This window comes from Streptomyces sp. P17 (assembly GCF_032436805.1).
Taxonomy (GTDB): Bacteria; Actinomycetota; Actinomycetes; order Streptomycetales; family Streptomycetaceae; genus Streptomyces.
Window position 1 is genome coordinate 82,748 of record NZ_JAVRBF010000010.1, and the last position, 20,837, is coordinate 103,584.

General features: G+C 71.8%; 23 protein-coding genes. 10 read left to right on the plus strand and 13 right to left on the minus strand.

All coding sequences use genetic code 11. From position 1 onward, the window contains the following. The first annotated feature begins 4 nt into the window (after positions 1–4). Positions 5–613: a DUF1349 domain-containing protein gene (locus RMT89_RS08890; protein ID WP_315883241.1), complete on the plus strand. Its 609-nt coding sequence runs from the start codon at positions 5–7 to the stop codon at positions 611–613. Here RMT89_RS08890 and RMT89_RS08895 read toward each other — a convergent pair. Beyond that, entirely contained in the window at positions 556–759 is a 204-nt protein-coding gene (locus RMT89_RS08895) for a hypothetical protein (RefSeq protein WP_315883242.1), read from the minus strand. The two genes, RMT89_RS08890 and RMT89_RS08895, sit on opposite strands and share 58 nt — an antisense overlap. A gap of 197 nt (positions 760–956) precedes the next feature. On the opposite strand from RMT89_RS08895, the gene RMT89_RS08900 reads away from it, so the two are divergent. From RMT89_RS08900 to RMT89_RS08915, 4 genes are all read left to right on the plus strand, one after another. Further along, positions 957–1,682, plus strand: a complete 726-nt coding sequence (locus RMT89_RS08900) for a DsbA family oxidoreductase (protein ID WP_315883243.1) — start codon at positions 957–959, stop codon at positions 1,680–1,682. A 96-nt stretch (positions 1,683–1,778) separates the two neighbouring features. Beyond that, entirely contained in the window at positions 1,779–2,831 is a 1,053-nt protein-coding gene (locus tag RMT89_RS08905) for an aminotransferase class V-fold PLP-dependent enzyme (RefSeq protein WP_315883244.1), read from the plus strand. Positions 2,832–2,871: 40 nt separating this feature from the next. Beyond that, the gene (locus RMT89_RS08910; RefSeq protein WP_315883245.1) at positions 2,872–3,474 is read left to right on the plus strand and encodes a sigma-70 family RNA polymerase sigma factor; all 603 of its coding nucleotides are present in this window, start codon (positions 2,872–2,874) and stop codon (positions 3,472–3,474) included. Between the two features lie 40 nt (positions 3,475–3,514). Continuing rightward, complete coding sequence (locus RMT89_RS08915; protein WP_315883246.1) at positions 3,515–4,516, plus strand: maleylpyruvate isomerase family mycothiol-dependent enzyme; 1,002 nt, start codon at positions 3,515–3,517, stop codon at positions 4,514–4,516. An 83-nt stretch (positions 4,517–4,599) separates the two neighbouring features. Here RMT89_RS08915 and thpD read toward each other — a convergent pair whose 3' ends face one another. The 6 genes from thpD to RMT89_RS08945 all read right to left on the minus strand — a co-directional run bounded on the left by thpD (position 4,600) and on the right by RMT89_RS08945 (position 9,656). Next, positions 4,600–5,487, minus strand: coding sequence for an ectoine hydroxylase (gene thpD, locus RMT89_RS08920; protein ID WP_315883247.1), 888 nt, complete (start codon positions 5,485–5,487; stop codon positions 4,600–4,602). Positions 5,488–5,490: 3 nt separating this feature from the next. Then, positions 5,491–5,889 (minus strand): ectoine synthase, encoded by a 399-nt coding sequence (locus RMT89_RS08925; protein WP_315883248.1) that lies wholly within the window; start codon positions 5,887–5,889, stop codon positions 5,491–5,493. Positions 5,890–5,919: 30 nt separating this feature from the next. Further along, positions 5,920–7,191 carry a diaminobutyrate--2-oxoglutarate transaminase gene (ectB, locus tag RMT89_RS08930; RefSeq protein WP_315883249.1) on the minus strand — a complete coding sequence of 424 codons (1,272 nt, stop codon included), beginning with the start codon at positions 7,189–7,191 and terminating at the stop codon, positions 5,920–5,922. Between the two features lie 30 nt (positions 7,192–7,221). After that, positions 7,222–7,728 (minus strand): diaminobutyrate acetyltransferase, encoded by a 507-nt coding sequence (gene ectA, locus RMT89_RS08935; RefSeq protein WP_315883250.1) that lies wholly within the window; start codon positions 7,726–7,728, stop codon positions 7,222–7,224. 283 nt (positions 7,729–8,011) lie between these two features. Beyond that, on the minus strand, positions 8,012–8,542 hold the full coding sequence (locus RMT89_RS08940; RefSeq protein WP_315883251.1) for a DinB family protein: 531 nt from the start codon (positions 8,540–8,542) through the stop codon (positions 8,012–8,014). 58 nt (positions 8,543–8,600) lie between these two features. Further along, entirely contained in the window at positions 8,601–9,656 is a 1,056-nt protein-coding gene (locus RMT89_RS08945) for an aminotransferase class V-fold PLP-dependent enzyme (RefSeq protein ID WP_315883252.1), read from the minus strand. Between the two features lie 177 nt (positions 9,657–9,833). On the opposite strand from RMT89_RS08945, the gene RMT89_RS08950 reads away from it, so the two are divergent. The 5 genes from RMT89_RS08950 (at position 9,834) to RMT89_RS08970 (ending at position 14,453) form a co-directional block, all read left to right on the plus strand. Beyond that, positions 9,834–10,685 (plus strand): basic amino acid ABC transporter substrate-binding protein, encoded by an 852-nt coding sequence (locus RMT89_RS08950; protein ID WP_315883253.1) that lies wholly within the window; start codon positions 9,834–9,836, stop codon positions 10,683–10,685. Positions 10,686–10,689: 4 nt separating this feature from the next. Then, a complete protein-coding gene (locus RMT89_RS08955; protein WP_315883254.1) occupies positions 10,690–11,523 on the plus strand; it encodes an amino acid ABC transporter permease in 834 nt (277 codons plus the stop codon). Next, complete coding sequence (locus tag RMT89_RS08960) at positions 11,520–12,311, plus strand: amino acid ABC transporter ATP-binding protein (protein ID WP_315883255.1); 792 nt, start codon at positions 11,520–11,522, stop codon at positions 12,309–12,311. The genes RMT89_RS08955 and RMT89_RS08960 overlap by 4 nt, the downstream gene beginning before the upstream one ends. Before the next feature lie 14 nt (positions 12,312–12,325). Beyond that, positions 12,326–13,411, plus strand: a complete 1,086-nt coding sequence (locus RMT89_RS08965) for an amidohydrolase family protein (RefSeq protein ID WP_315883256.1) — start codon at positions 12,326–12,328, stop codon at positions 13,409–13,411. 154 nt (positions 13,412–13,565) lie between these two features. After that, positions 13,566–14,453 (plus strand): SCO1860 family LAETG-anchored protein, encoded by an 888-nt coding sequence (locus tag RMT89_RS08970; protein WP_315883257.1) that lies wholly within the window; start codon positions 13,566–13,568, stop codon positions 14,451–14,453. An 8-nt stretch (positions 14,454–14,461) separates the two neighbouring features. Here RMT89_RS08970 and cobC read toward each other — a convergent pair whose 3' ends face one another. Genes cobC through cobM form a run of 6 tightly spaced genes read right to left on the minus strand, consistent with a single transcriptional unit; the run spans position 14,462 to position 20,740 of the window. After that, positions 14,462–15,541 carry an Rv2231c family pyridoxal phosphate-dependent protein CobC gene (cobC, locus tag RMT89_RS08975; RefSeq protein WP_315883258.1) on the minus strand — a complete coding sequence of 360 codons (1,080 nt, stop codon included), beginning with the start codon at positions 15,539–15,541 and terminating at the stop codon, positions 14,462–14,464. Then, positions 15,531–16,451, minus strand: coding sequence for a sirohydrochlorin chelatase (locus RMT89_RS08980; protein ID WP_315883259.1), 921 nt, complete (start codon positions 16,449–16,451; stop codon positions 15,531–15,533). The genes cobC and RMT89_RS08980 overlap by 11 nt, the downstream gene beginning before the upstream one ends. After that, on the minus strand, positions 16,448–17,035 hold the full coding sequence (locus RMT89_RS08985) for a precorrin-8X methylmutase (RefSeq protein ID WP_315883260.1): 588 nt from the start codon (positions 17,033–17,035) through the stop codon (positions 16,448–16,450). Before RMT89_RS08985 ends, RMT89_RS08980 begins: the two co-directional genes overlap by 4 nt. Beyond that, complete coding sequence (gene cobJ, locus RMT89_RS08990) at positions 17,032–18,696, minus strand: precorrin-3B C(17)-methyltransferase (RefSeq protein ID WP_315883261.1); 1,665 nt, start codon at positions 18,694–18,696, stop codon at positions 17,032–17,034. Before cobJ ends, RMT89_RS08985 begins: the two co-directional genes overlap by 4 nt. Continuing rightward, the gene (gene cbiE / locus RMT89_RS08995) at positions 18,693–19,925 is read right to left on the minus strand and encodes a precorrin-6y C5,15-methyltransferase (decarboxylating) subunit CbiE (RefSeq protein ID WP_315883262.1); all 1,233 of its coding nucleotides are present in this window, start codon (positions 19,923–19,925) and stop codon (positions 18,693–18,695) included. The genes cobJ and cbiE overlap by 4 nt, the downstream gene beginning before the upstream one ends. Next, positions 19,922–20,740: a precorrin-4 C(11)-methyltransferase gene (gene cobM, locus RMT89_RS09000; RefSeq protein WP_315883263.1), complete on the minus strand. Its 819-nt coding sequence runs from the start codon at positions 20,738–20,740 to the stop codon at positions 19,922–19,924. Before cobM ends, cbiE begins: the two co-directional genes overlap by 4 nt. Positions 20,741–20,837: the final 97 nt, after the last annotated feature.

Below are 20,837 nucleotides of genomic sequence, written 5' to 3' on the forward strand. Positions count from 1 at the left end.
GTCGATGGACCTCGAACTCCCCGAACTCCCCTTCCCCCTCCGCACCTACGGCCCCGACGGCCACTGGTCCTACGAGGAGGGGGTACTCGCCGGATGGGCCGGCGCCCGGCAGGACCGCTTCGTGCCGCCCACCGGTGAGGCGCTGGACGCCGCCTCCGACGCGCCCCGGCTGCTGGGGGCGCCCGAGGGGGACTTCCAGCTCATCGCCCGTGTCACCGTGGGGTTCGCCGGGGCCTTCGACGCCGGAGTGCTGTACGTCCATGTCGGGGAGCGGGCCTGGGCGAAGCTCTGTCTGGAGTACTCCCCGGATGTGCCGACCGTCTGCACGGTGGTCACCCGGGGACACTCCGACGACGCCAACTCCTTCACGGTGGACGGAAGTTCGGTGTGGCTCCGGGTCAGCCGCACCGGACGTGCCTTCGCCTTCCACGCCTCCCGCGACGGCGAGCGGTGGACCTTCGTCCGGCTGTTCACCCTCGCCGACGAGAAGGAGACCGACGCGGCCCTCGTCGGCTTCATGACGCAGTCGCCGCTCGGTGAGGGCTGCGTCGTGACCTACGACCACATCGAGTTCCGGCCCAGCTGGCCGCACGACCTGCGAGACGGAAGCTGACGCGCAGAGGTGAGGAGGCCGGCGGTCGCCGCGGTCAGCGGCGGCACCGTCAGCGCGCAGCCCAGCGCCATGGGGACGAGCAGCACCGCCGGCAGGCCCGGGGGCGGGCCGGCGTCGACGTACAGGACGAGGAGCAGGCCCGCCACGGCCAGGCCCCTGGCCGAGTGTGCAGGACGGCCGGATCCTCACCGCCGGACCCCGCTGCAGCGGCCGGTCCACCAGCGCGTCCAGCGGGCAAGGGGCCCGGTTCAGCCGCATGGGAATGAACCCGGCCGCTTGAACGTTCACCTAACTTTGCGGAGGGAGTCTCCGCATCCGTCCGAGCTGGAGAGAGCCGAGAAACATGCGCGTCGAGATCTGGAGCGACATCGCCTGCCCCTGGTGCTACGTGGGCAAGGCCCGCTTCGAGAAGGCGCTCGCGGCCTTCCCGCACCACGACGCGGTCGAGGTCGTGCACCGTTCCTTCGAGCTGGACCCGAACCGCGCCAAGGACGACACCGGCCCGGTGATCCCGATGCTCGCGAAGAAGTACGGCATGAGCGAGGCGCAGGCCCAGGCCGCGGAGGACAACCTCGGCACCCAGGCCGCCGCCGAGGGCCTCGCCTACCGCACCCGGGACCGGGACCACGGCAACACCTTCGACATGCACCGCCTGCTGCACTTCGCCAAGGAGCAGGGCCGCCAGGGCGAGCTGATCCAGGCCCTGTACGAGGCGAACTTCGCCGAGGAGGCCTCCGTCTTCGGCGACGACGAGCGGCTGGTACAGCTGGCCGTCACCGCGGGACTCGACGCGGACGGCGCCCGCAAGGTGCTCGCCGACCCCACCGCCTACGCCGACGACGTCCGCGCCGACGAGCGCGAGGCCGCCCAGCTCGGTGCCACCGGCGTGCCCTTCTTCGTCATCGACCGCAAGTACGGCGTCTCCGGCGCCCAGCCCGCCGAGGTCTTCTCGCAGGCCCTGACCCAGGCATGGGGCGAGCGCTCCCCGCTGACCCTGATCGACCAGGGCGGGAGCGGCAACGGCGACGTCTGCGGTCCCGACGGGTGCGCGGTGCCGCAGCAGGGCTGAAAGCCGCAGGTCGGGGCGGACATATAAGGACCGCTTAGCGAAGCCACGTAAAAATTCGCAATGGACGGGGAGATCCGAGGGACGCAGAGTGGTCCCATGGAGACCTTCGAGAGCCTCGTCCGTGCCGAGTTCGCCCCGGAGAACACCTTCCTCAACACCGCGAGCAACGGCCTGCTGCCGGCCCGCACCGTCGCCGCCGTACAGGAGGCGTTGCGGATGCGGGCCGAAGGGCGGCCCATCGGTTCCCTCTACGAGGACGCGGAGCGCGTCCGGGCCGCCTTCGCCCGTCTTGCCGGGGTGCCGGTCGAGCGGGTCGCGATGGGGGCCTCGGTCGCCGAGTACGGCGGACTGATCGCCGCCTCGCTGCCCGCCGGCGCCGAAGTCCTCACCGCCGAGGCCGACTTCGCCTCCCTGGTGAACCCCTTCCACATGCGCGGCGACCTCAAGGTGCGGGCCGTCCCGCTGGAACGGCTCGCCGAGTCGGTCCGCCCGGGCACCGCGCTCGTCGCGGTCAGCGCCGTCCAGTCCGCCGACGGCCGTCTCGCCGATCTGCCCGCGGTGCGCGAGGCGGCCCGCGCGCACGGCGCCCGGACCTATGTCGACGCCTCCCAGTCGGCGGGCTGGCTGCCCCTGGAGGCCGGCGCCCACGACTTCGTCGCCGCCGTCGGCTTCAAGTGGCTCATGGGCCCGCACGGGAACGCCTTCTTCGTCACCCCCGAGGACTTCGGCGGCCTCACCCCGCTGCTGGCCGGCTGGGTCGCGGGCGAGCTCCCCTGGGAGAGCTGCTACGGCCCGGTCGAGGAACTCGCCCACTCCGCAAGGCGGTTCGACGTCAGCCCCTCCCTCTTCACCTACGCGGGTCTGCTCGCCTCCCTCTCCCTCATCGAGGAACTCGGCGTCGACGCCGTCCACGCCCATGACCTCGTCCTCGCCGACCGCTTCCGCGCGGGCCTCGCCGATCTCGGCCACACCCCGATCCCGTCCCCCGGCTCGGCGATCGTCTCCGTCCCGCAACTCGGCCACCGCCAGCCCGAGTTGGGCGAGGCCGGCATCGAGGTCTCCAACCGCGCGGGCAACCTGCGCGCCGCCTTCCACCTCTACAACTCCACCGCCGATGTCGACCGGTTGCTGAACGCCCTGTCCTCCTGAACCGCTGGCGCGGGCCCGCCCCGCACGCTAGGAAGGGCACGTGGAGTCCACGGGCGAGACGTCGGTACCCTCGGCCGCCGACGCGGAGTTGCACCGGCGGCTGGTGTACGGCGACGAGTCCGCGCTGGCCGAGGTGTACACGGCGTACGGGCCTCTGGTGCGGCGGATCGCGATGCGGGTCCGCGCTCCGGCCGCCGCCGAGGACGTGGCGCAGGAGGTCTTCGCCCACCTGTGGAGCAGACCGTACGCCTTCGACGCGCGCCGCGGCTCGCTGCGCACCTGGCTGTCCATGCTGGCCCACCGGCGGGCCGTGGACTGGGTGCGCGGCGAGGCCCGGCACCGCAAGCACGCCCACGCCGACGACTCGGCGCTGCACACCATCCCGGAGCCCGGCCCCGGCCCCGACGAGACCGTGGTCGACCGGGAGCGCTCCCTGCTGCTGCACACCGCGCTCGCCGAACTCCCGCAGCCACAGCGGGAGGTCGTGCACCTCGCCTACTTCGCGGGCCGCACCTACCGCCAGGCCGCCGTCGAGCTCGGCATCCCCGAGGGCACGGCCAAGACCAGACTGCGCACCGCCCTGCGCACCCTGGCCGAAACGCTGGCCGACCCACCGGACCCCGCGCTGGAAAGAGGCGCATGATGGCGGTAGGGGCATCGGCTCCACGGGAAGGAGGCGTTCGGTGACCGAGCACGACGACGTACGCGATCTGCTGGCCGCCTGGGCCTTCGGCGCCCTGGACCCGGCCGACGCCGAGCGGGTCCCGCCGCACCTCGCCGGGTGCGAGAGCTGCGCGGCGGAGGCGGCGCGGCTGCGCGAGACGGTACGGCTGCTCGACGGCCCGCCCATCGGCGGACTGCCCGCCCGGCCCGCCGCCGGCCTGCCGCAGGCACTGCTCGGCCGGCGCCCGCCCGCACCCCGCACCGCCGTGCACGCCGCGCCCTACGCCGCCGCCGTCCAGGGCCTGCGCGCGCTGCTGCCCGAGGCGGACGGCCGCTGGGCGACCCCGGTGGTGCACGACTGGGACGTGCACGCCACCGTCGCCCATCTGCTGGCCGCCGACGAGGCACTGGCCGGGCGACTCGGCATCGCCGCGCGCGTCCCGGCGACCGTGCTTGCGCAGGACACCCGCTGGGAGGACGCCTGGAACCGGCGTACCGCCGATGTCATCGCCCACGAGCACGGCCGTACGCCCGAGGAGACGGTGGCCGCCTGGGCGGGGCAGGCCGACGCGCTGCTCGCCACGCCCGAGGCGCGCGACGGGGAACTCGCGGCGCGGGCCGAGATGCTGATGGGGATCCGGCTGCCCGTCGCCGACCACTTCGTGGTGCGCGCCTTCGAGACATGGATCCACACCGACGACATCGGCCGCGCTCTCGGCCTCGTGGTCCCGCCGCCGCCCGAGGAGCACCTGGAGCAGCTGGTGCGGCTCGCCGTCCGTATCCTCGGCCTCGCGCTGGGGCCCGACGCGGCGCCGGTGCTGTTCTCGGTCAGCGGCGGCGCGCAGTGGGTGCTGGGCTCCGCGGACGAGCCCGTCGAGGCCGAACTCGCCCTGGATCCCGTCGACTTCTGCCTGCTCGTGGGCGGACGGTGCACGCCCGAGGAGGTGCCGAGGGGCGCCACGGGCGACGCGGCCGCCGTACGGAACGTACTGGAGACGGCCGCGTCGCTGGCGTGGCTGTAAGAGTTACTTCACGGGAGTGAAGTCCCGCGCGCCGATGCTGCATTCTCCGGGGGACAACCCCCGGACCCCCGGCCGGGTTCGGCTCACCGGACCGGCGTGAAATCCCTTGCTCCGATGAACGTCGGACGCGGTACCGGAGCCGCGAACGGCTCGACCGCCTTGTTCTCCACGCTGTTGAACACGATGAAGACGTTGCTGCGCGGGAAGGGCGTGATGTTGTCGCCCGAGCCGTGCATGCAGTTGCAGTCGAACCAGGTCGCCGAACCGGCCCGGCCGGTGAACAGCCGGATGCCGTGCCGGGTGGCCAGCGAGGTCAGCGCCTCGTCCGAGGGCGTGCCCGCGTCCTGCATCTGCAGGGACTTCTTGTAGTTGTCCTTCGGCGTGGCCCCCGCGCAGCCGAGGAACGTCTTGTGCGACCCCGGCATGATCATGAGCCCGCCGTTGGTGTCGTAGTTCTCGGTCAGCGCGATCGAGACGGACACCGTCCGCATGTTCGGCAGCCCGTCCTCGGCGTGCCAGGTCTCGAAGTCCGAGTGCCAGTAGAAGCCGCTGGCCCCGAACCCGGGCTTGACGTTGATCCGGGACTGGTGGACGTACACGTCCGAGCCGAGCAGCTGCCGGGCCCGCCCGACGACCCGCTCGTCGCGCACCAGCGCGGCGAACACCTCGCTGATCCGGTGCACCTCGAAGACCGAGCGGATCTCCTTGGACTGCGGCTCGATGATGGAGCGTTCGTCGGCGCGGATCCCCGGGTCGGTGACCAGCCGCTCCAGCTCCTGCCGGTAGACGGTGACCTCGTCGTCGGTGATGAGCTGGTCGACGGCGAGGAAGCCGTCGCGCTCGTACGACTGGAGATCCGGGACCGAGATCGGGCCCTGCGCGCCGGGCGGGGACCAGACGACCGGGTCACGGCGCGGGGTCGTCACCTCGGTGGCGCCTCGGCTCGGGTAGAGATCGGTGATCGTGCTCATGAATCAGCCCTCCTCCGTCAGCAGGGGATAGACGCCGTTCTCGTCGTGGTCCTCCCGGCCGGTCACCGGCGGGTTGAAGACACAGAGGCAGCGGAAGTCCTCCTTGACCCGCAGCGTGTGCCTCTCGTGGCCGTCCAGGAGGTACATGGTGCCGGGCGTGATCGTGTGGGTCAGCCCGGACTCGTGATCGGTCAGTTCGGCCTCGCCCTCGACGCAGACGACCGCCTCGATGTGGTTCGCGTACCACATGGACGTCTCCGTACCCGCGTACAGGATCGTCTCGTGCAGCGAGAACCCGACCCGCTCCTTGGCGAGAACGATGCGTTTGCTCTCCCATGTGCCGGACGCGGCCCTCACATGCCGGTCGGTGCCTTCGATGTCCTTGAACGAACGGACGATCACGTGCTGAACAGCTCCTTCTTCTCTGTCGATTCAGACGGTTTCGCGGACGGCACGGGCGAGGACGCTCAGGCCCCCGTCGAGCTCCTCAGGGGTGACGGTGAGGGCGGGCAGCAGCTTGACGACCTCGCTCTCGGGTCCTGACGTCTCGATGAGCAGCCCGAGCTCGAAGGCGCGCCGCGCGACCCGCTCGGCGCGGGCCTTCTCGTGGAACTCCATGCCCCAGACGAGACCACGGCCGCGGTACTCCCTGATGTCGGCGAGGTTCTCCTCGCAGATGGCGATGAGCGCCTGCTCGACCTGCTCACCGCGGGCCCGCGTCTGCTTCTCCATCGCCGAGCCGTCGGCCCAGTACGTCTCCAGGGCGGCGGTGGCGGTGACGAAGGCGGGGTTGTTGCCGCGGAAGGTGCCGTTGTGCTCGCCCGGCTCCCAGATGTCCAGCTCGGGCTTGAACAGGCAGAGCGACATGGGCAGTCCGTAGCCGCTGATGGACTTGGACACGGTGACGATGTCCGGGGTGATGCCCGCCTCCTCGAACGAGAAGAAGGCACCGGTACGACCGCACCCCATCTGGATGTCGTCGACGATGAGCAGCATGTCCTGCCGCTCGCACAGCTCGGCGAGCGCGCGCAGCCACTCGGGGCGCGCGACGTTGATGCCGCCCTCGCCCTGCACGGTCTCCACGATCACCGCGGCCGGCTTGTTGAGCCCGGAGCCCTGGTCCTCCAGCAGCCGCTCGAACCACAGGAAGTCCGGGACCTGGCCGTCGAAGTAGTTGTCGAACGGCATGGGCGTGCCGTGCACCAGCGGGATCCCGGCGCCGGCCCGCTTGAAGGCGTTGCCGGTGACCGCGAGCGAGCCCAGGGACATCCCGTGGAAGGCGTTGGTGAACGAGACGATGGCCTCGCGCCCCTTCACCTTCCGCGCGAGCTTCAGCGCGGACTCCACGGCGTTGGTGCCCGTCGGCCCCGGGAACATGACCTTGTACGGCAGATCACGCGGCCGCAGGACCAGGTCCTGGAAGGTCTGCAGGAAGGCCCGCTTGGCGCTGGTCGACATGTCGAGCCCGTGCGTGACGCCGTCGCGCTCCAGGTAGTCGAGCAACGCCCGTTTCAGGACAGGGTTGTTGTGCCCGTAGTTCAGTGATCCGGCGCCGGCGAAGAAGTCCAGGTACTCGTGGCCGTCCTCGTCGTACATACGGCTGCCACGCGCACGGTCGAAGACGGTGGGCCAGCCTCGGCAGTAGCTGCGCACCTCGGACTCCAGGGTCTGGAAGACGCTGAGGTCGGGCTGGGTGATGGTCACGACGAATCGCTCCTCGATGCGTGGGGGAGGTCAGTGGGGGAGGGGACCGATGCGGTACAGGACTTCGGGGTCGTGCGGCCCGTCGGGGAACAGGCCCGTCTCGAACAGCACCTCGCGCTCCATCGCGGCGCCGTGCCGTTCGGCGAAGGAGGCGAACAGCCGCTCGGAGGCGGTGTTGCCGGGGGTGATGGTGGTCTCGACGCGGGTGACGCCGTACTCGCCGCCGACCCGGGCGGCGAGCCCGTCGAGCAGGGCGGCGGCGATCCCGCGGCCGCGGTACGCGTCGTCCACGGCCACCTGCCAGACGAGCAGGGTGTGCGGACGGTCCGGCCGTACGTAGCCGGTGACGAAGCCGACCGGCTCCCCGCGCTCGTCGCGCGCGACCGCCGATGTGCCGGCGAAGTCGCGGCACCACAGCAGATAGCTGTAGGACGAGTTCAGGTCGAGGGCCTTGGAGTCCTTGGCGATCCGCCACAACGCGGCGCCGTCGGCCACCACGGGCCGGTCGATTTGCAGGTCTGCTTGTGCGGCAGTCATGCGAATTGAACTTACCGAGAGAAATTCAAAAATGCATGGAGGTGGGGGGTTCCGCGGCTGGGCCCGATATGTTACTCGCGCGGGGGTGAAGTGCCCTGTTTTTCAGGGATATAGAGTGCAAAACGGGCAGGATGTGTAACGCGTCACAGCCATGTAATCTGCACGAGACCTGTCCGAATTACTCCGGTTGGCGTTCGCGAAATCTTTGCGTTTAGGTCCATGAAAAGCGGGCAGAAGAGAACGGGAAGCTGCCCCCCAAAAACAATTCGGAATTACGCCGAATTCAGGTCCCGGTAACTCCGTCGATGCGCTCGCGCAGGATGTCGGCGTGGCCGTTGTGCCGGGCGTACTCCTCGATCATGTGAATGAGGACCCAGCGCAGACCGACCTCCATCCCGCAGATCGGCCCGCCGCCCGGGATGTGCCCGACTTCGTCGAGCGAACGCCCGGCACACACCTCCCGCCCGCGAGCGATCTCCCGCCGCCAGATGTCGAGCGCCTCGTCGAGCCCCCGCTCCGGGCGGAGCCGGTACCCGCTCTCCTCCTCGAAGACGGGCTCCGGCCCCACGGCCCCGAACGCCCGCTGGAACCAGTTCCGCTCCACCTCCGCCATGTGCTGCACCAGCCCCAGCAGGGTGAGTTCGGAGGGCTCGGCGGACGCGGTCCGCACCTGCGCGTCGTCGAGCGAGGCGCACTTCACCTCCAGCGTGCCCCGGTGAAAGTCCAACCAGCTCTCCAGCATGGGACGTTCGGCACCGGTGGGGAGGGGAATGGGGCGGCCGTCGGGGAGGGTGAGGGAGGTGTCGGCAGTCATGGGGTGAGCATGGTCCATGCGGACGGCCGGGTGCACGAGGAGGGACTGTTTCTCGCCCCTACCGCCGGCCGGCCTCCGCAAGCGCCGCCCCCAGCGCCCCCAGGCACCGCCGTACCGTCTCCGCCGTCGCATCCGCCCCGTAGTGGTTCACCCGGATCATCTCCTTGGCCAGCGCGCCCCCACCCGCCGCCAGCGGCAGCGAGGGGTCGGAGGACAGGGCCCGGGTCACCAGTTCCGACGCCACCACGCCCGGCGGGGTGCGGAGCGTCGTCGCGACCGGCGCCGCCTCCCGCGCCTCGTGGACGTACGGCTCCAGGCCTTCACCCAGCGCCACCGCCCCCGCCCGCGTCGCCGCCGCGGCCGAGGCGTGCCGGGCCATCACCGCGTCCAGGCCCTCCGCCTCGATCCGCTCGACGCACGCGTCCAGCGCCAGCATCTCCAGCTGCGCCGGAGCGTGCAGCAGGGTGCGCCGGCCGCCGTCGATCCAGCGCTCCTTCCAGTCCAGCAACGACAGGTACGAGCGGCGCGGGGCCTGGGCGTTCGCCGCCATGCGCGTCCACGCCCGCTCGCTCACCGACACCGCCGACACACCCGCCGGACCGCCCATCGCCTTCTGCGCCCCGATCACGCACAGGTCGACACCCCACGCGTCCGGCAGCACCGGCTCCGCGCCGATCGACGCCACCGCGTCCAGGTAGAAGAGCGCCCCGTGTGCGCGCACCACGGAACCGATCTCCGCCACCGGGTTCGTGTTCCCCGTCGCCGCCTCCGCGTGCACCAGGGAGACGAAGCCGATCTCCGGGTGCTCGGCGAAGGCCTCGGAGATCTGCGCCGCCGTGACCGCCGTGTGGAAGGGGACCGCCAGGTCGATCACCTTGGCGCCGCAGTCCCGGAGCCAGTCGCCGAAGGTCTGGCCGTAGGGGCCGGTGATCACGTTCAGCGCGGTGGTGCCGGGGCCCGCCGCGGAGCGGATCGCGCCCTCCAGGGGGAGCAGCGCCTCGCCCTGCATGATCACCACGTCCTGCCGCGTGCCCAGCAGCCGTGCCACCCGGTCCTCGATCGAGGCGAACTGCGCTGCGCTCAGCGGGGCGAGGTCCAGGAAGGGGTGGGTCACGGCGGTGCTCTCTTCTCGGTCACGGGGTCGACGGAGTCGAGCCTAGTCGGCGCGGTCACACCCCCCCCGTACTCCCGACTTCTTAGGCCGAACGCCTCGACAGCCATGGTTTGGTTTGAGCTGCTCAAACTTCTCCTTATAATCGGAACGCACAGTTCCCGTACAGGAGGCTCCCCCGTGAAGACGACCTTCGGGCGCCGGACCCGCATTCTGGCCGCAACCACCGCGACGGCCGGGCTGGTGCTCGTGGCCGGCTGCTCCTCGGACGACGACGGCGGCAGCGGCACCAAGACCGCCGCCGGTGGCGTCGAGCTCGTCAAGGCGGGCCGGCTCACCACCTGCACCCACCTGCCCTACCCGCCCTTCCAGTCGGAGATCGACGGCAAGGTGCAGGGCTTCGACGTCTCGCTCATCGACCTGGTCGCGGAGGACCTGGGCGTGCAGCAGGACATCGTCGACCAGCCCTTCGAGAACTTCAAGACGGGCGGCTCCCTCAACGCCGGCCAGTGCGACCTGGCCGCCGCCGGTATGACCATCACCGAGGAGCGCAAAAAGAACGTCGACTTCTCGGACCCGTACTTCGAGGCCACCCAGGCCGTCCTCGCCGACAAGGACAGCGGCATCGCGTCCTTCGCCGACCTCAAGGGCAAGAAGGTCGGCGCCCAGGCGCAGACCACCGGTGAGGACTACGCCAGGAGCCAGGGCCTCGACCCGGTCTCCTTCGACTCCTCCGACGCCGTCCTCAACGGTCTGCGCACCGGCCAGGTCGACGCCGTCATCATCGACTACCCGGTGGTCCAGGGCTGGCTGAAGGACAAGGCCAACGCCGACGCCTTCGAGGTCGCCGAGCAGATCAACACCGGTGAGCAGTACGGCTTCACGGTGAAGAAGGGCAACACCGAGCTCCTCGCCGCCATCAACAAGGCGATCGCCGACGCCAAGGCCGACGGCACGTACAAGGAGATCTACGAGAAGTGGATCGGCCCGTACGAAGAGTCCGCCGCCTCGCCGAGCGCGTCCGCCTCCTGACCCCATGGCCGACACCGACGTACAACTCCAGCCGAAGAAAAAGGGCCTGACCCGGCGTCAGAGGCGCAAGCTGTCCCGCGGCATCCAGTACGCGGTCTTCGCCGCGGCCGTGATCGCCTTCGCGGTCGCGGCCGACTGGGACCGGCTGCAGAACCAGTTCGCGCAGGCGGACATCGCCGAGCAGATGTTCCCGGAGATCATCACGCTGGCGCTGAAGAACACCGTGCTGTACACCTTGTCCGGCTTTGTCTTCGGACTGGTCCTCGGCATGGTGATCGCGCTGATGCGGCTGTCGTCCGTGGGCCCGTACCGCTGGCTCGCCGGCATCTACATCGAGATCTTCCGCGGTCTGCCCGCCCTGCTGATCTTCATCTTCGTGGGCGTCGCCGTACCGCTGGCCTTCCCCGGCACGGAGATCCCCGGCGGCACCTACGGCAAGGTCGCGCTCGCGCTCGGTCTGGTCTCCGCCGCGTACATGGCGGAGACGATCCGCGCGGGCATCCAGGCGGTGCCCAAGGGGCAGATGGAGGCGGCCCGCTCGCTGGGCTTCTCGCCCGCCCGCGCGATGGTCTCCATCATCATCCCGCAGGCGTTCCGGATCATCCTCCCGCCGCTGACCAACGAACTCGTCCTGCTCTTCAAGGACTCCTCGCTGGTGCTGTTCCTCGGTGTCACCCTGGAGGAGCGCGAGCTGTCCAAGTACGGCCGTGACCTCGCCAGCACGACCGCCAACTCCACGCCGATCCTCGTCGCCGGCCTGTGCTACCTGCTGGTGACGATCCCGCTCGGCTTCGTCGTACGCCGCATGGAGACGAAGGCCCAGGAGGCCATCAGGTGACCCGCCCCGAGATCCACGTCAAGGACCTGCACAAGTCCTTCGGCGACAACGAGGTCCTCAAAGGCATCGACCTGGAGATCCAGCAGGGCGAGGTCGTCTGTGTCATCGGCCCGTCCGGCTCCGGCAAGTCGACGCTGCTGCGGTGCGTGAACCTGCTGGAGGAGCCCACCAAGGGCCAGGTCTTCGTCGGCGGTACGGAACTCACCGACCCGGACGTCGACATCGACGCCGTACGCCGTCGTATCGGCATGGTCTTCCAGCAGTTCAACCTCTTCCCGCATCTGACCGTGACCGAGAACCTCACGCTGCCGCAGCGCCGGGTCCTGCGGCGCGGCAAGGTTCAGGCCGCGAAGGTGGCCGCCGAGAACCTGGAGCGGGTGGGCCTCTCGGAGAAGGCGGACGCCTACCCGGCCTCCCTCTCCGGCGGTCAGCAGCAGCGCGTGGCCATCGCCCGTTCGCTGGCCGTGGGCCCCGAGGTGATGCTCTTTGACGAGCCGACCTCGGCCCTCGACCCGGAGCTGGTCGGCGATGTCCTCGCGGTCATGCGCATGCTGGCGAACGAGGGCATGACGATGATGGTGGTCACCCACGAGATGACCTTCGCCCGCGAGGTCGCCGACCGGGTCGTCTTCATGGACGGCGGTGTGATCGTCGAGGAGGGCACCCCGGACCAGGTCATCGGCAGCCCCCGCCACGAACGCACCCGCCACTTCCTCTCCCGTCTGCTGGACCCGGCGATGGCAGAGGTGGAGGAGGAGACCTCGGACCAGGTGGGCGGCGGCACCTGACTAAGGTGCACTGCATGAGCGGTGTGCTGCAGGTGAAGGGCCGGATCCTGGTCGGTCCCGACGACGTCCGGGACGAGCTGTGGGTCGTCGACGGCAGGATCTCCTACGAACCTCCCGTCGGCGCCCGTGATGTCCGGACCGTTGAGGGCTGGGCCCTGCCCGGCCTCGTCGACGCGCACTGTCACGTCGGGCTCGGCGCCCACGGCCCCGTGGACCAGGACATCGCGGAGAAGCAGGCGCTGACCGACCGCGAGGCCGGCGCCCTGCTGATCCGCGACGCCGGCTCCCCGTCGGACACCCGCTGGGTGGACGACCGCGACGACCTCCCGAAGATCATCCGGGCGGGCCGCCACATCGCCCGCACGCGCCGCTACATCCGCGGCTACGCCCACGAGATCGAGCCCGAGGACCTGGTCGCCCACGTGGCGCGGGAGGCCCGTCGCGGCGACGGCTGGGTGAAGCTGGTCGGCGACTGGATCGACCGCGATCTCGGCGACCTCGCCCCCAGCTGGCCGCGCGAGGCGGTCGAGGCGGCCATCGCCGAGGCCCATCGGCTCGGCGCCCGGGTCACAGCGCACTGCTTCGCCGAGAACTCCCTCCAGGACCTGGTGGAGGCGGGCATCGACTGCATCGAGCACGCCACGGGCCTGACCGACGACCTGATCCCGCTGTTCGCCGAGCGCGGCGTCGCCATCGTGCCGACCCTGGTCAACATCGCGACCTTCCCCAAGCTCGCCGAGGGCGGCGAGAGCAAGTTCCCCCGCTGGTCGGCCCATATGCGCCGGCTCCACGCACGCCGCTACGACACCGTCCGCAACGCCTACGACGCCGGTATCCCGGTCTTCGTCGGCACCGACGCCGGCGGCACCCTGCCGCACGGCCTGGTCGCCGCCGAGGTGGAGGAACTGGTCACCGCGGGCATTCCCGCCACCCAGGCGCTCTCGGCGACGACTTGGGGCGCACGGCGCTGGCTCGGGCGCCCGGGTCTCGACGAGGGCGCGCCGGCGGACCTGGTGGTGTACGAGACGGACCCGAGGGCCGATGTACGGGTGCTGGCCGCGCCGCGGCGGATCGTGCTGAACGGCCGCGTCGTGAGTTGACCGGGTGACTGTGGAGAACGTGCGTGCCCAGGGATTCGAAGATGTGCACTAAATGGTCACGTTGGAGTGAACCCTCGTCAGCTTGCTGACGAACACCTCCGGGCACGCGATTCTTACCGGGTCCCAAGCATGTCTCTCTGGGGGTCCCACCACCTTGAACGGCAACCACTTCCGCATGCCCGCACGCCGATTCGCGACCGTCGCGGCGGCCACGGCCCTCGCCGCCGGACCAGTGGCACTGGCCGGCGCGGGCTCCGCGCACGCCACCGACGACCAGGGCCGGGCGAGCGCCGTCGTGCTGCGCACCGGGCTCGACGTGTCCCTGCTCAACAAGACCGTGAACGTCCCGCTCGCGGTCTCCCTCAACGAGGTCCAGGCGCCGCAGAGCGCCGAGAAGACCGCGCTCACCGCCCAGTTGGACGGCGTGGACGGCGGAGAGCCGTTCAGCGTCCTGCGGGCCGACGTGGCCTCGGCGAAGGCGACGGTCACCGACGCCAAGGCCGAGGGCCGCACCAACCTCGCGCGCGCCAAGCTCCATGTCCCGGGGCTGCCCCTGCTGTCCCTCATCGAGCTGGAGGGCGTCACTTCCCGGGCGGCCTGCGAGGCCGGGAAGACCCCGACCGCCACGTCCAACCTCCTCGGCGCGGTGACGGTCCTCGGCAAGAAGGTCACCGTGACGACCGGCGGCACGACCGACGTCCAGGTGCCCGGCGTCGGCGAGGTGCGCCTGGACCTGTCCAGGACGCAGACCACCTCGCGTACGGCGGCCGCCACCGCCCTCGAACTCACCGTGTCCGTCAACCCGTTGAAGCTGAACGTGGCCGAGGTGACCGGCACGGTCACGCTCGCGAAGGCGACCTGTGAAGCACCCACGGTCCGCAGTGACGAACCCGAGGTGGAGCCCCAGGGCGGCCCCGTCGACGACGCGGGCCTCGCCGAGACCGGCGGCAACTCCCTGACCCCGTACATCGCGGGCGGCGCGGTGGCCCTGCTCGCCGCCGGCGGGGGAGCGGTGGCCCTGGCCCGCCGGGGCAAGGGCTGAGCCGCACCTCACCTCTGGGCCGGCGCCAGCGCCCGATCCAGCGCCTGGAGAAAGGAGTTCACCGTCGACCGGTCCCGCACCGCGAGCCGCAGCCACTCCTCGTCCAGGCCCGGGAAGGTGTCCCCACGGCGCACCGCGAACCCCAGGTCGCGCAGATGCCGCCGTACGGCCGCCGCCTGCGGCAGTCGTACGAGGACGAAGGGGCCGTCCGCCGGTTCCGCCACCTGTAGGCCCTCTGGGGTGAACTCCCGCAGGCCCGCCACGAGATGGGCGCGGTCGGCGGCGATGCGGTGGGCCGCGTGGGCCGCTTCCGCCAGCGCGCGCGGCTCGACGCACGCCTCCGCCGCGGCCAGCGCCGGGGTGGACACCGGCCACAGCGGCTGGGCCCGCTCCAGTGCCGCGATCGTCACCGGGGCGGCGAGGACGTAGCCGATGCGCAGCCCGGCCAGGCCCCAGGTCTTGGTCAGGCTGCGCAGGACGACCAGACCGGGTACGTCCGTGCGTCCGGCGAGGGCCTCGCGCTCACCCGGGACCGCGTCCATGAACGCCTCGTCCACCACCAACGTCCGCCCGGGGCGGGCGAGTCCGGCGATCGAGGCGGCCGGGTGCAGGACCGACGTCGGGTTCGTCGGATTGCCGACGACGACCAGGTCCGCGTCCTCGGGGACGGCCGCCGGGTCGAGCCGGAAGCCGTCCTCCGCCCGCAGCAGCACCCGGTCCACCGTGTGCCCGGCGTCCCGCAGCGCGGCCTCCGGCTCGGTGAACTGTGGGTGCACGACCACGGGCCGGCGGACCTTCAGAGCGCGCGCCAGCAGCACGAACGCCTCCGCGGCGCCCGCCGTCAGCAGCACCCGCTCCACCGGGAGCCCGTGCCGCGTCGCCACCGCCGCCCGCGCGGCCCGCCCGTCCGGGTAGGCCGCGAGAGAGACGAGCGAGTCGGCGATGCGGTCCCGCAGCCAGGGCGGCGGGGTGTCCGCGCGGACGTTCACCGCCAGGTCGACCAGGGCCGAGCCGTCGTCACGGACCTCGGCGTCCCCGTGGTGGCGCAGGTCGTGGCTGCCGCCGGTGCGCGTGTCCTCAGTGCGCATGGGAGTGGGCCCCGTGGTGGTGTCCGTGGTGGTGATGGTGGCCGTCGTCGTCGGGGTGGAAGTGCGGCTGCTGCGGCAGGCCCACCTTGTCCTCGAACCCCGGCAGCGCGATCCGGTACACACAGGAGTCGCAGTTCATCCGCAGATCGCCCTTGACGGCCTCCTCGTACCGCTCCATCACCAGATCCAGCAGCTCCGGCTCCGGACCGATCACCTCGGCCGAGCGCACCTCCACCTCCGGGTGCGCCGCCGCCCACCCCTCGGTCTGCTGCTTCACCCGGTCCGGCAGGATCCCGGTGAACAGGAAGTACGGCAGCACCACGATCCGCTTCGCGCCCAGCTTCACGCACCGGTCCAGGCCGCTCGGCACGTCCGGGGCCGCCAACGACACGAACGCCGTCTCCACGCCCGCGTACCCGCGCCCCTCCCACAGCAGCCGGGCCGCCTTGTGCACCTCGGCGTTGGCGTCCGGATCCGTCGACCCGCGCCCCACCAGCAGCACCGTGACGTCCCTGCGCTCCTGCGGATCGCGCCCGCCCAGGGCCTCGTCCAGCCGCCGCTCCAGCACGTTCAGCAGCGAGGGATGCGGGCCCAGCGGGCGGCCGTAGGTGTACGAGATCCCGGGGTGGCGCTCCTTCTCGCGGGCCAGCGCCGCCGGGATGTCACCTTTGGCGTGCCCGGCGGACACCAGCATCAGCGGCACCGCGGCGAACCGGCGTACGCCCCGCTCGACCAGGTCGGTGACGGCGTCGCCGAGCGGCGGCGGGGACAGCTCGATGAAACCGCCCGCGACGGGCAGGTCGGGGTGGCGGCGGCCCAGCTCCCGTACGAAGTCGCGGAACGCCTCGGCTCCGGCATCGTCCCGGGTGCCATGGCCGGCGATGAGCAGCGCGGGCGCGGGGGTGGTCACGGTTTCTCCTCGGGTGAAGTGGGGTGGTACAGGAGGGCGTTGAGCGCGGCGGAGGCGACCGCCGAACCGCCCTTCTCGGACACGTTGCTGACAGCGGGCAGCCCGCTGTCGCGCAACGCGGCCTTGGACTCGACCGCGCCGACGAAACCGACGGGCAGGCCGATGACGAGCGCGGGGGAGGCGTCCAGGGTCAGCAGCTCCTCCAGGGCGGTCGGCGCGTTGCCGATCACCCACAGGGCGCCGGGGCCGACCTGCTCGTACGCGAGCCGGATGGCATGCGCCGAGCGCGTCAGGCCGGGACCGGCCACCGCGTCCCCGAGCCGGCAGACGGTCTCCCGCCGGGTGATCCCGGCGGCCACCATCTCGACGTCCACGACGACCGGGGCACCGGCGTGCAGTGCGGCGTGCGCCTTGACCAAGTCGGCTTCCGCCATGACGAGATCGTCCGCGTACTCCAGATCGGCGGCGGAGTGGATGACCCGCTCCACGACGGCCCGGGTCAGCGGCGGGAAGTGGGAGGTGTCGAGGCGGGCGCGCAGCCGCCGGTAGGACTCCTCCTCGATCGGGTGGACCACGCGGTTCACTTCGGATCCTCCTGCCAGCGGTACCCGCGCGGCGTCACCATGCGCCCCGCGATGTTCCGGGTCGCCGTGTTGCCCACGGTCACGACCGTCATCATGTCGACCGTCGCCGGGTCCAGTTCCTTGAGCGTCGTCACCCGGGCGGCCTCGTCCGGCCGTGAGGCGTTGCGTACGACACCGATGGGCGTCGTCGGCTCCCGGTGCCCGGCGAGGATCGCCAGCGCCTTGGGCAACTGCCAGTCACGGCCCCGGGAGCGGGGGTTGTAGAAGGTGACCACGATGTCCGCCTCGGCCGCCGCCCGCACCCGCCGCTCGATGATCTCCCACGGGGTGTGCAGATCGGACAGGCTGATCGAGACGTGGTCGTGGCCGAGCGGAGCGCCGAGGATGGCCCCGGCCGCGAGCGCGGCGGTGACCCCGGGCACCCCGACCACCTCGATGTCGTCGCCCGCCTCCGCCAGCGCGGGGGAGGCCATGGCGTACACCCCGGCGTCCCCGCTGCCGATCAGCGCGACGGCGTGCCCCTCGCGGGCCTCGGCCACGGCCGTCCGCGCCCGCTCCTCCTCGGCCCCGAGCCCCGACTCCAGCACCCGGGTGCCGGGGCGCAGCAGATCGCGGATCTGGTCGACGTACTGGTCGAGCCCAACGAGCACGGAAGCGCGCCGCAGCTCGGCCTTCGCGCGCGGGGTGAGCAGATCCCGGGCGCCCGGCCCGAGCCCGACCACCGCGAGCCGCCCGCGCGCGGGACGCCGTACGACCGCACAGGTCGCCATGGCCGACTTCCGCTTGGGAACGAGGAGTTCACCGCCGTCCCTGAGGGCGGAGGCCTCGGCGACGGACGGGGTGCCGACGGCGGCCAGGGGAGCGGCGGAGGGGTTGGGGACCTCGACGGCCGCGAGTTCGGCGGCGGAGTACGTGACCAGCGGGACGCCCAGCCGCTCGGCCGCCTCGACGATGCCGGGTTCCTCGGACTTGGCGTCCACGGTGGCGAGTTGGGCGACCGAATGCACCGACAGACCCTCCAGAGAGCTGTTGATCAGCTCCAGGATCTCCGCCACCGGGGCCCCCTTCGAGGCACCGACGCCCACGACGAGGGACGGCGGGCGCAGGACGGCCTCGCGCTCGGCGGGCTCGACGAGACGGTCGGTCAGGCGGACCGTGTACGCGCCCTCGTCGGTGACCTTCAGCGCGGGCAGCGGCCACGCCGACTCAGCCTTCAGAGCGACCGGTTCGCCGTCCAGCAGGGCCCGCGAGACCGCAGCGACATCACCCTCCACAGGGAAGCCGAGCGTGTCCAGACCGGGCAGGCCGACGGCGTCGGTCGCCGTCGTCACCACGGGCTGCGCCCCCAGCAACTCCGCGACCTCGTCCGCGAGTTCATTGGCGTCGCCGCCGTGTCCGCCGACCAGCGACACGGCGAACCGCCCGCCCTCGTCGACACAGACCACGCCCGGGTCGGTCCGCTTGTCCCCGAGCAGCGGTGCGACCAGCCGCACCACCGCCCCCGTGGCCAGGAAACACACGAGTTGCTCGCACTCCGCGAACGCGGCCCGTACGGAGTCCGCGACGGGACCCTCGTACACACGCGTACGGTCCGGCCACGCCGCGGCCAGCCGGTCCCGCGCAGCCGCCCCCGCCGCGGTGGCGGAAATCAGGCCGATCACTGAGCAACTCCTTCATCAGAAGCCGGGGGCCGGACGCCCCACAGCAGAAAAACAGGATTGGTCGCCGCCAGCCGGGACACATCCCCCGGCAGCGGCGCGAGCCGCGCGGACTGCAACAGCACCCCGTCGCAGTCGAACCCGGCGCCGACGAGCGCCGCTTGGGCGGCCGGCACCCGGTCCAGCGCCGCCATGGCGACCACCACGGTCCGCCGGGCCCGCCGCGCACAGGCGGTCACGATGGCGGGCAGCTCCTGCCCCCCGCCCCCGATGAACACGGCGTCGGGATCGTCGAGATCGGACAGCACCGTCGGAGCGGACCCGTGCACGGCCCGTACGTCGACCCCGTGCGCGGCGGCATTGGCGCGGATCCGCTCGATGCCGTCCCGGGTCTTCTCGACCGCGGCGACGGCGGCGCCGAGCCGCGCGCACTCCACGGCCACCGAACCCGAGCCCGCCCCGACGTCCCAGACCAGATCGCCGAGCCGGGGCCCGAGCCTCGCCAGGGCCAGCGCCCGCACCTCGAACTTGGTGATCATCGAGTCCCGGTGGGCGAACTCCGTCTCGTCCAGCGCCCATCCCGCGGGCCCGACCGGAGGCCCGGCGACCGTACGCACCGGCCCCAGCGAGCGCGTCTCGTCCAGGCACAGGACGACACTCACCGCCGTACCCCAGTCGCGGGCCGCGGCCTCGGCGGGCGTGACCCGCTCGACCCGCTCCTCGGCGGTGCCCAGCGCGCAGGCGACGAGCAGGACCCGCGCCTCGCACCTCAGGGCGGCCCCCAGCTCGGCGGGACCGGACCCGGGGCCCGTCAGCACCGCCACCTTCGGCCGCGCCCGGCACACGTTGACGGCCGTACGCAGCTCCCGCCCGTGCGCGCTGACCACCACGGCGTCGTCCCACGGCACCCCGGCCCGTGCGAACGCGGCGGCGACCGAGGAGACACCGGGCCGCACGTCCAGCACGTCGGACCCGAACCGCTCGGCCAGCATCCGCACGATCCCGAAGAACCCCGGGTCGCCGGAGGCCAGCACGACCACCCGGTCCGACTTCTCCAGATGCCGCTCGATGACGTCCAGCGCCGGAGCCGGCGGACCGAGGACGACCTGCTCGGCATCGGCGGGGAGGGGAGCGGCTTCGAGATGCCGCCGCCCGCCCACGACGAGCCGCGCCCCGTCCAGCACGTCACCCGGAACCGGCGCCCCCGTCCCCGTACCGACGACCGTGATCACGTGCCCGCCCCCCGCTCCCGCAGCGCCCTGCGGGCCTCGGGGTCGGCCTTGCGGAAGCCATGGAAGTGACCGGGGTGGTAGAGGTGCGAGCGGGTGCCGTGGGCGTCGAGGGCCGGGCCGACCAGGAAGAGCGTGTGCTTCCAGAGCTTGTGCTCCTTGACGGTCTCCTCCAGCGTGCCGACCGTGCACCGCACGATCAGCTCCTCCGGCCAGGTGGCCTGGTAGGCGACCACGACCGGGGTGTCGGTCGGATAGCCGCCCTCCAGCAGCTCCCGCACGAGCTGTCCGCTGCGGGCCGCCGACAGGAAGATCGCCATGGTGGTGCCGTGCTTGGCGAACTCCCGCACCTCCTCACCGGGCGGCATCGGCGTCTTGCCGCCACCGAGCCGGGTCAGGACGACGGACTGCGCCACCTCGGGAATGGTCAGCTCACGCTGGGCGAGCGCGGCGACGGCGGAGAAGGCGGAGACGCCCGGGATCACCTCGGTGGCGATCCCCCTCTCGGTACACCGGTCGAGCTGCTCCTGGGTACCGCCCCACAGGGCGGGGTCACCGGAGTGAATACGAGCGACATGCAGGCCCTGGGTGCGGGCCCGCTCGTACACCGCGACCACGTCCTCAAGGGACATGGTCGCCGAATCGAGGATCTCGGCGTCCTCGCGGGCGTGCTGGAGGACCTCCGCCTGGACCAGGCTGGCCGCCCAGATCACCACGTCGGCCTCGGCGATGGCACGCGCGGCACGGAACGTCAGCAGGTCGGCGGCGCCGGGGCCGGCACCGACGAAGGTCACTTTGCCGGTGGGGGCATCGGCCATGGGGATCGGTCCTCTCGGTATGGCGTTCGGGGCGGAAAAGTCAGGGGGTACGCGGGCGTCGGACCCGCACGGACGAGCGCCGATCCGATAGCAAGGC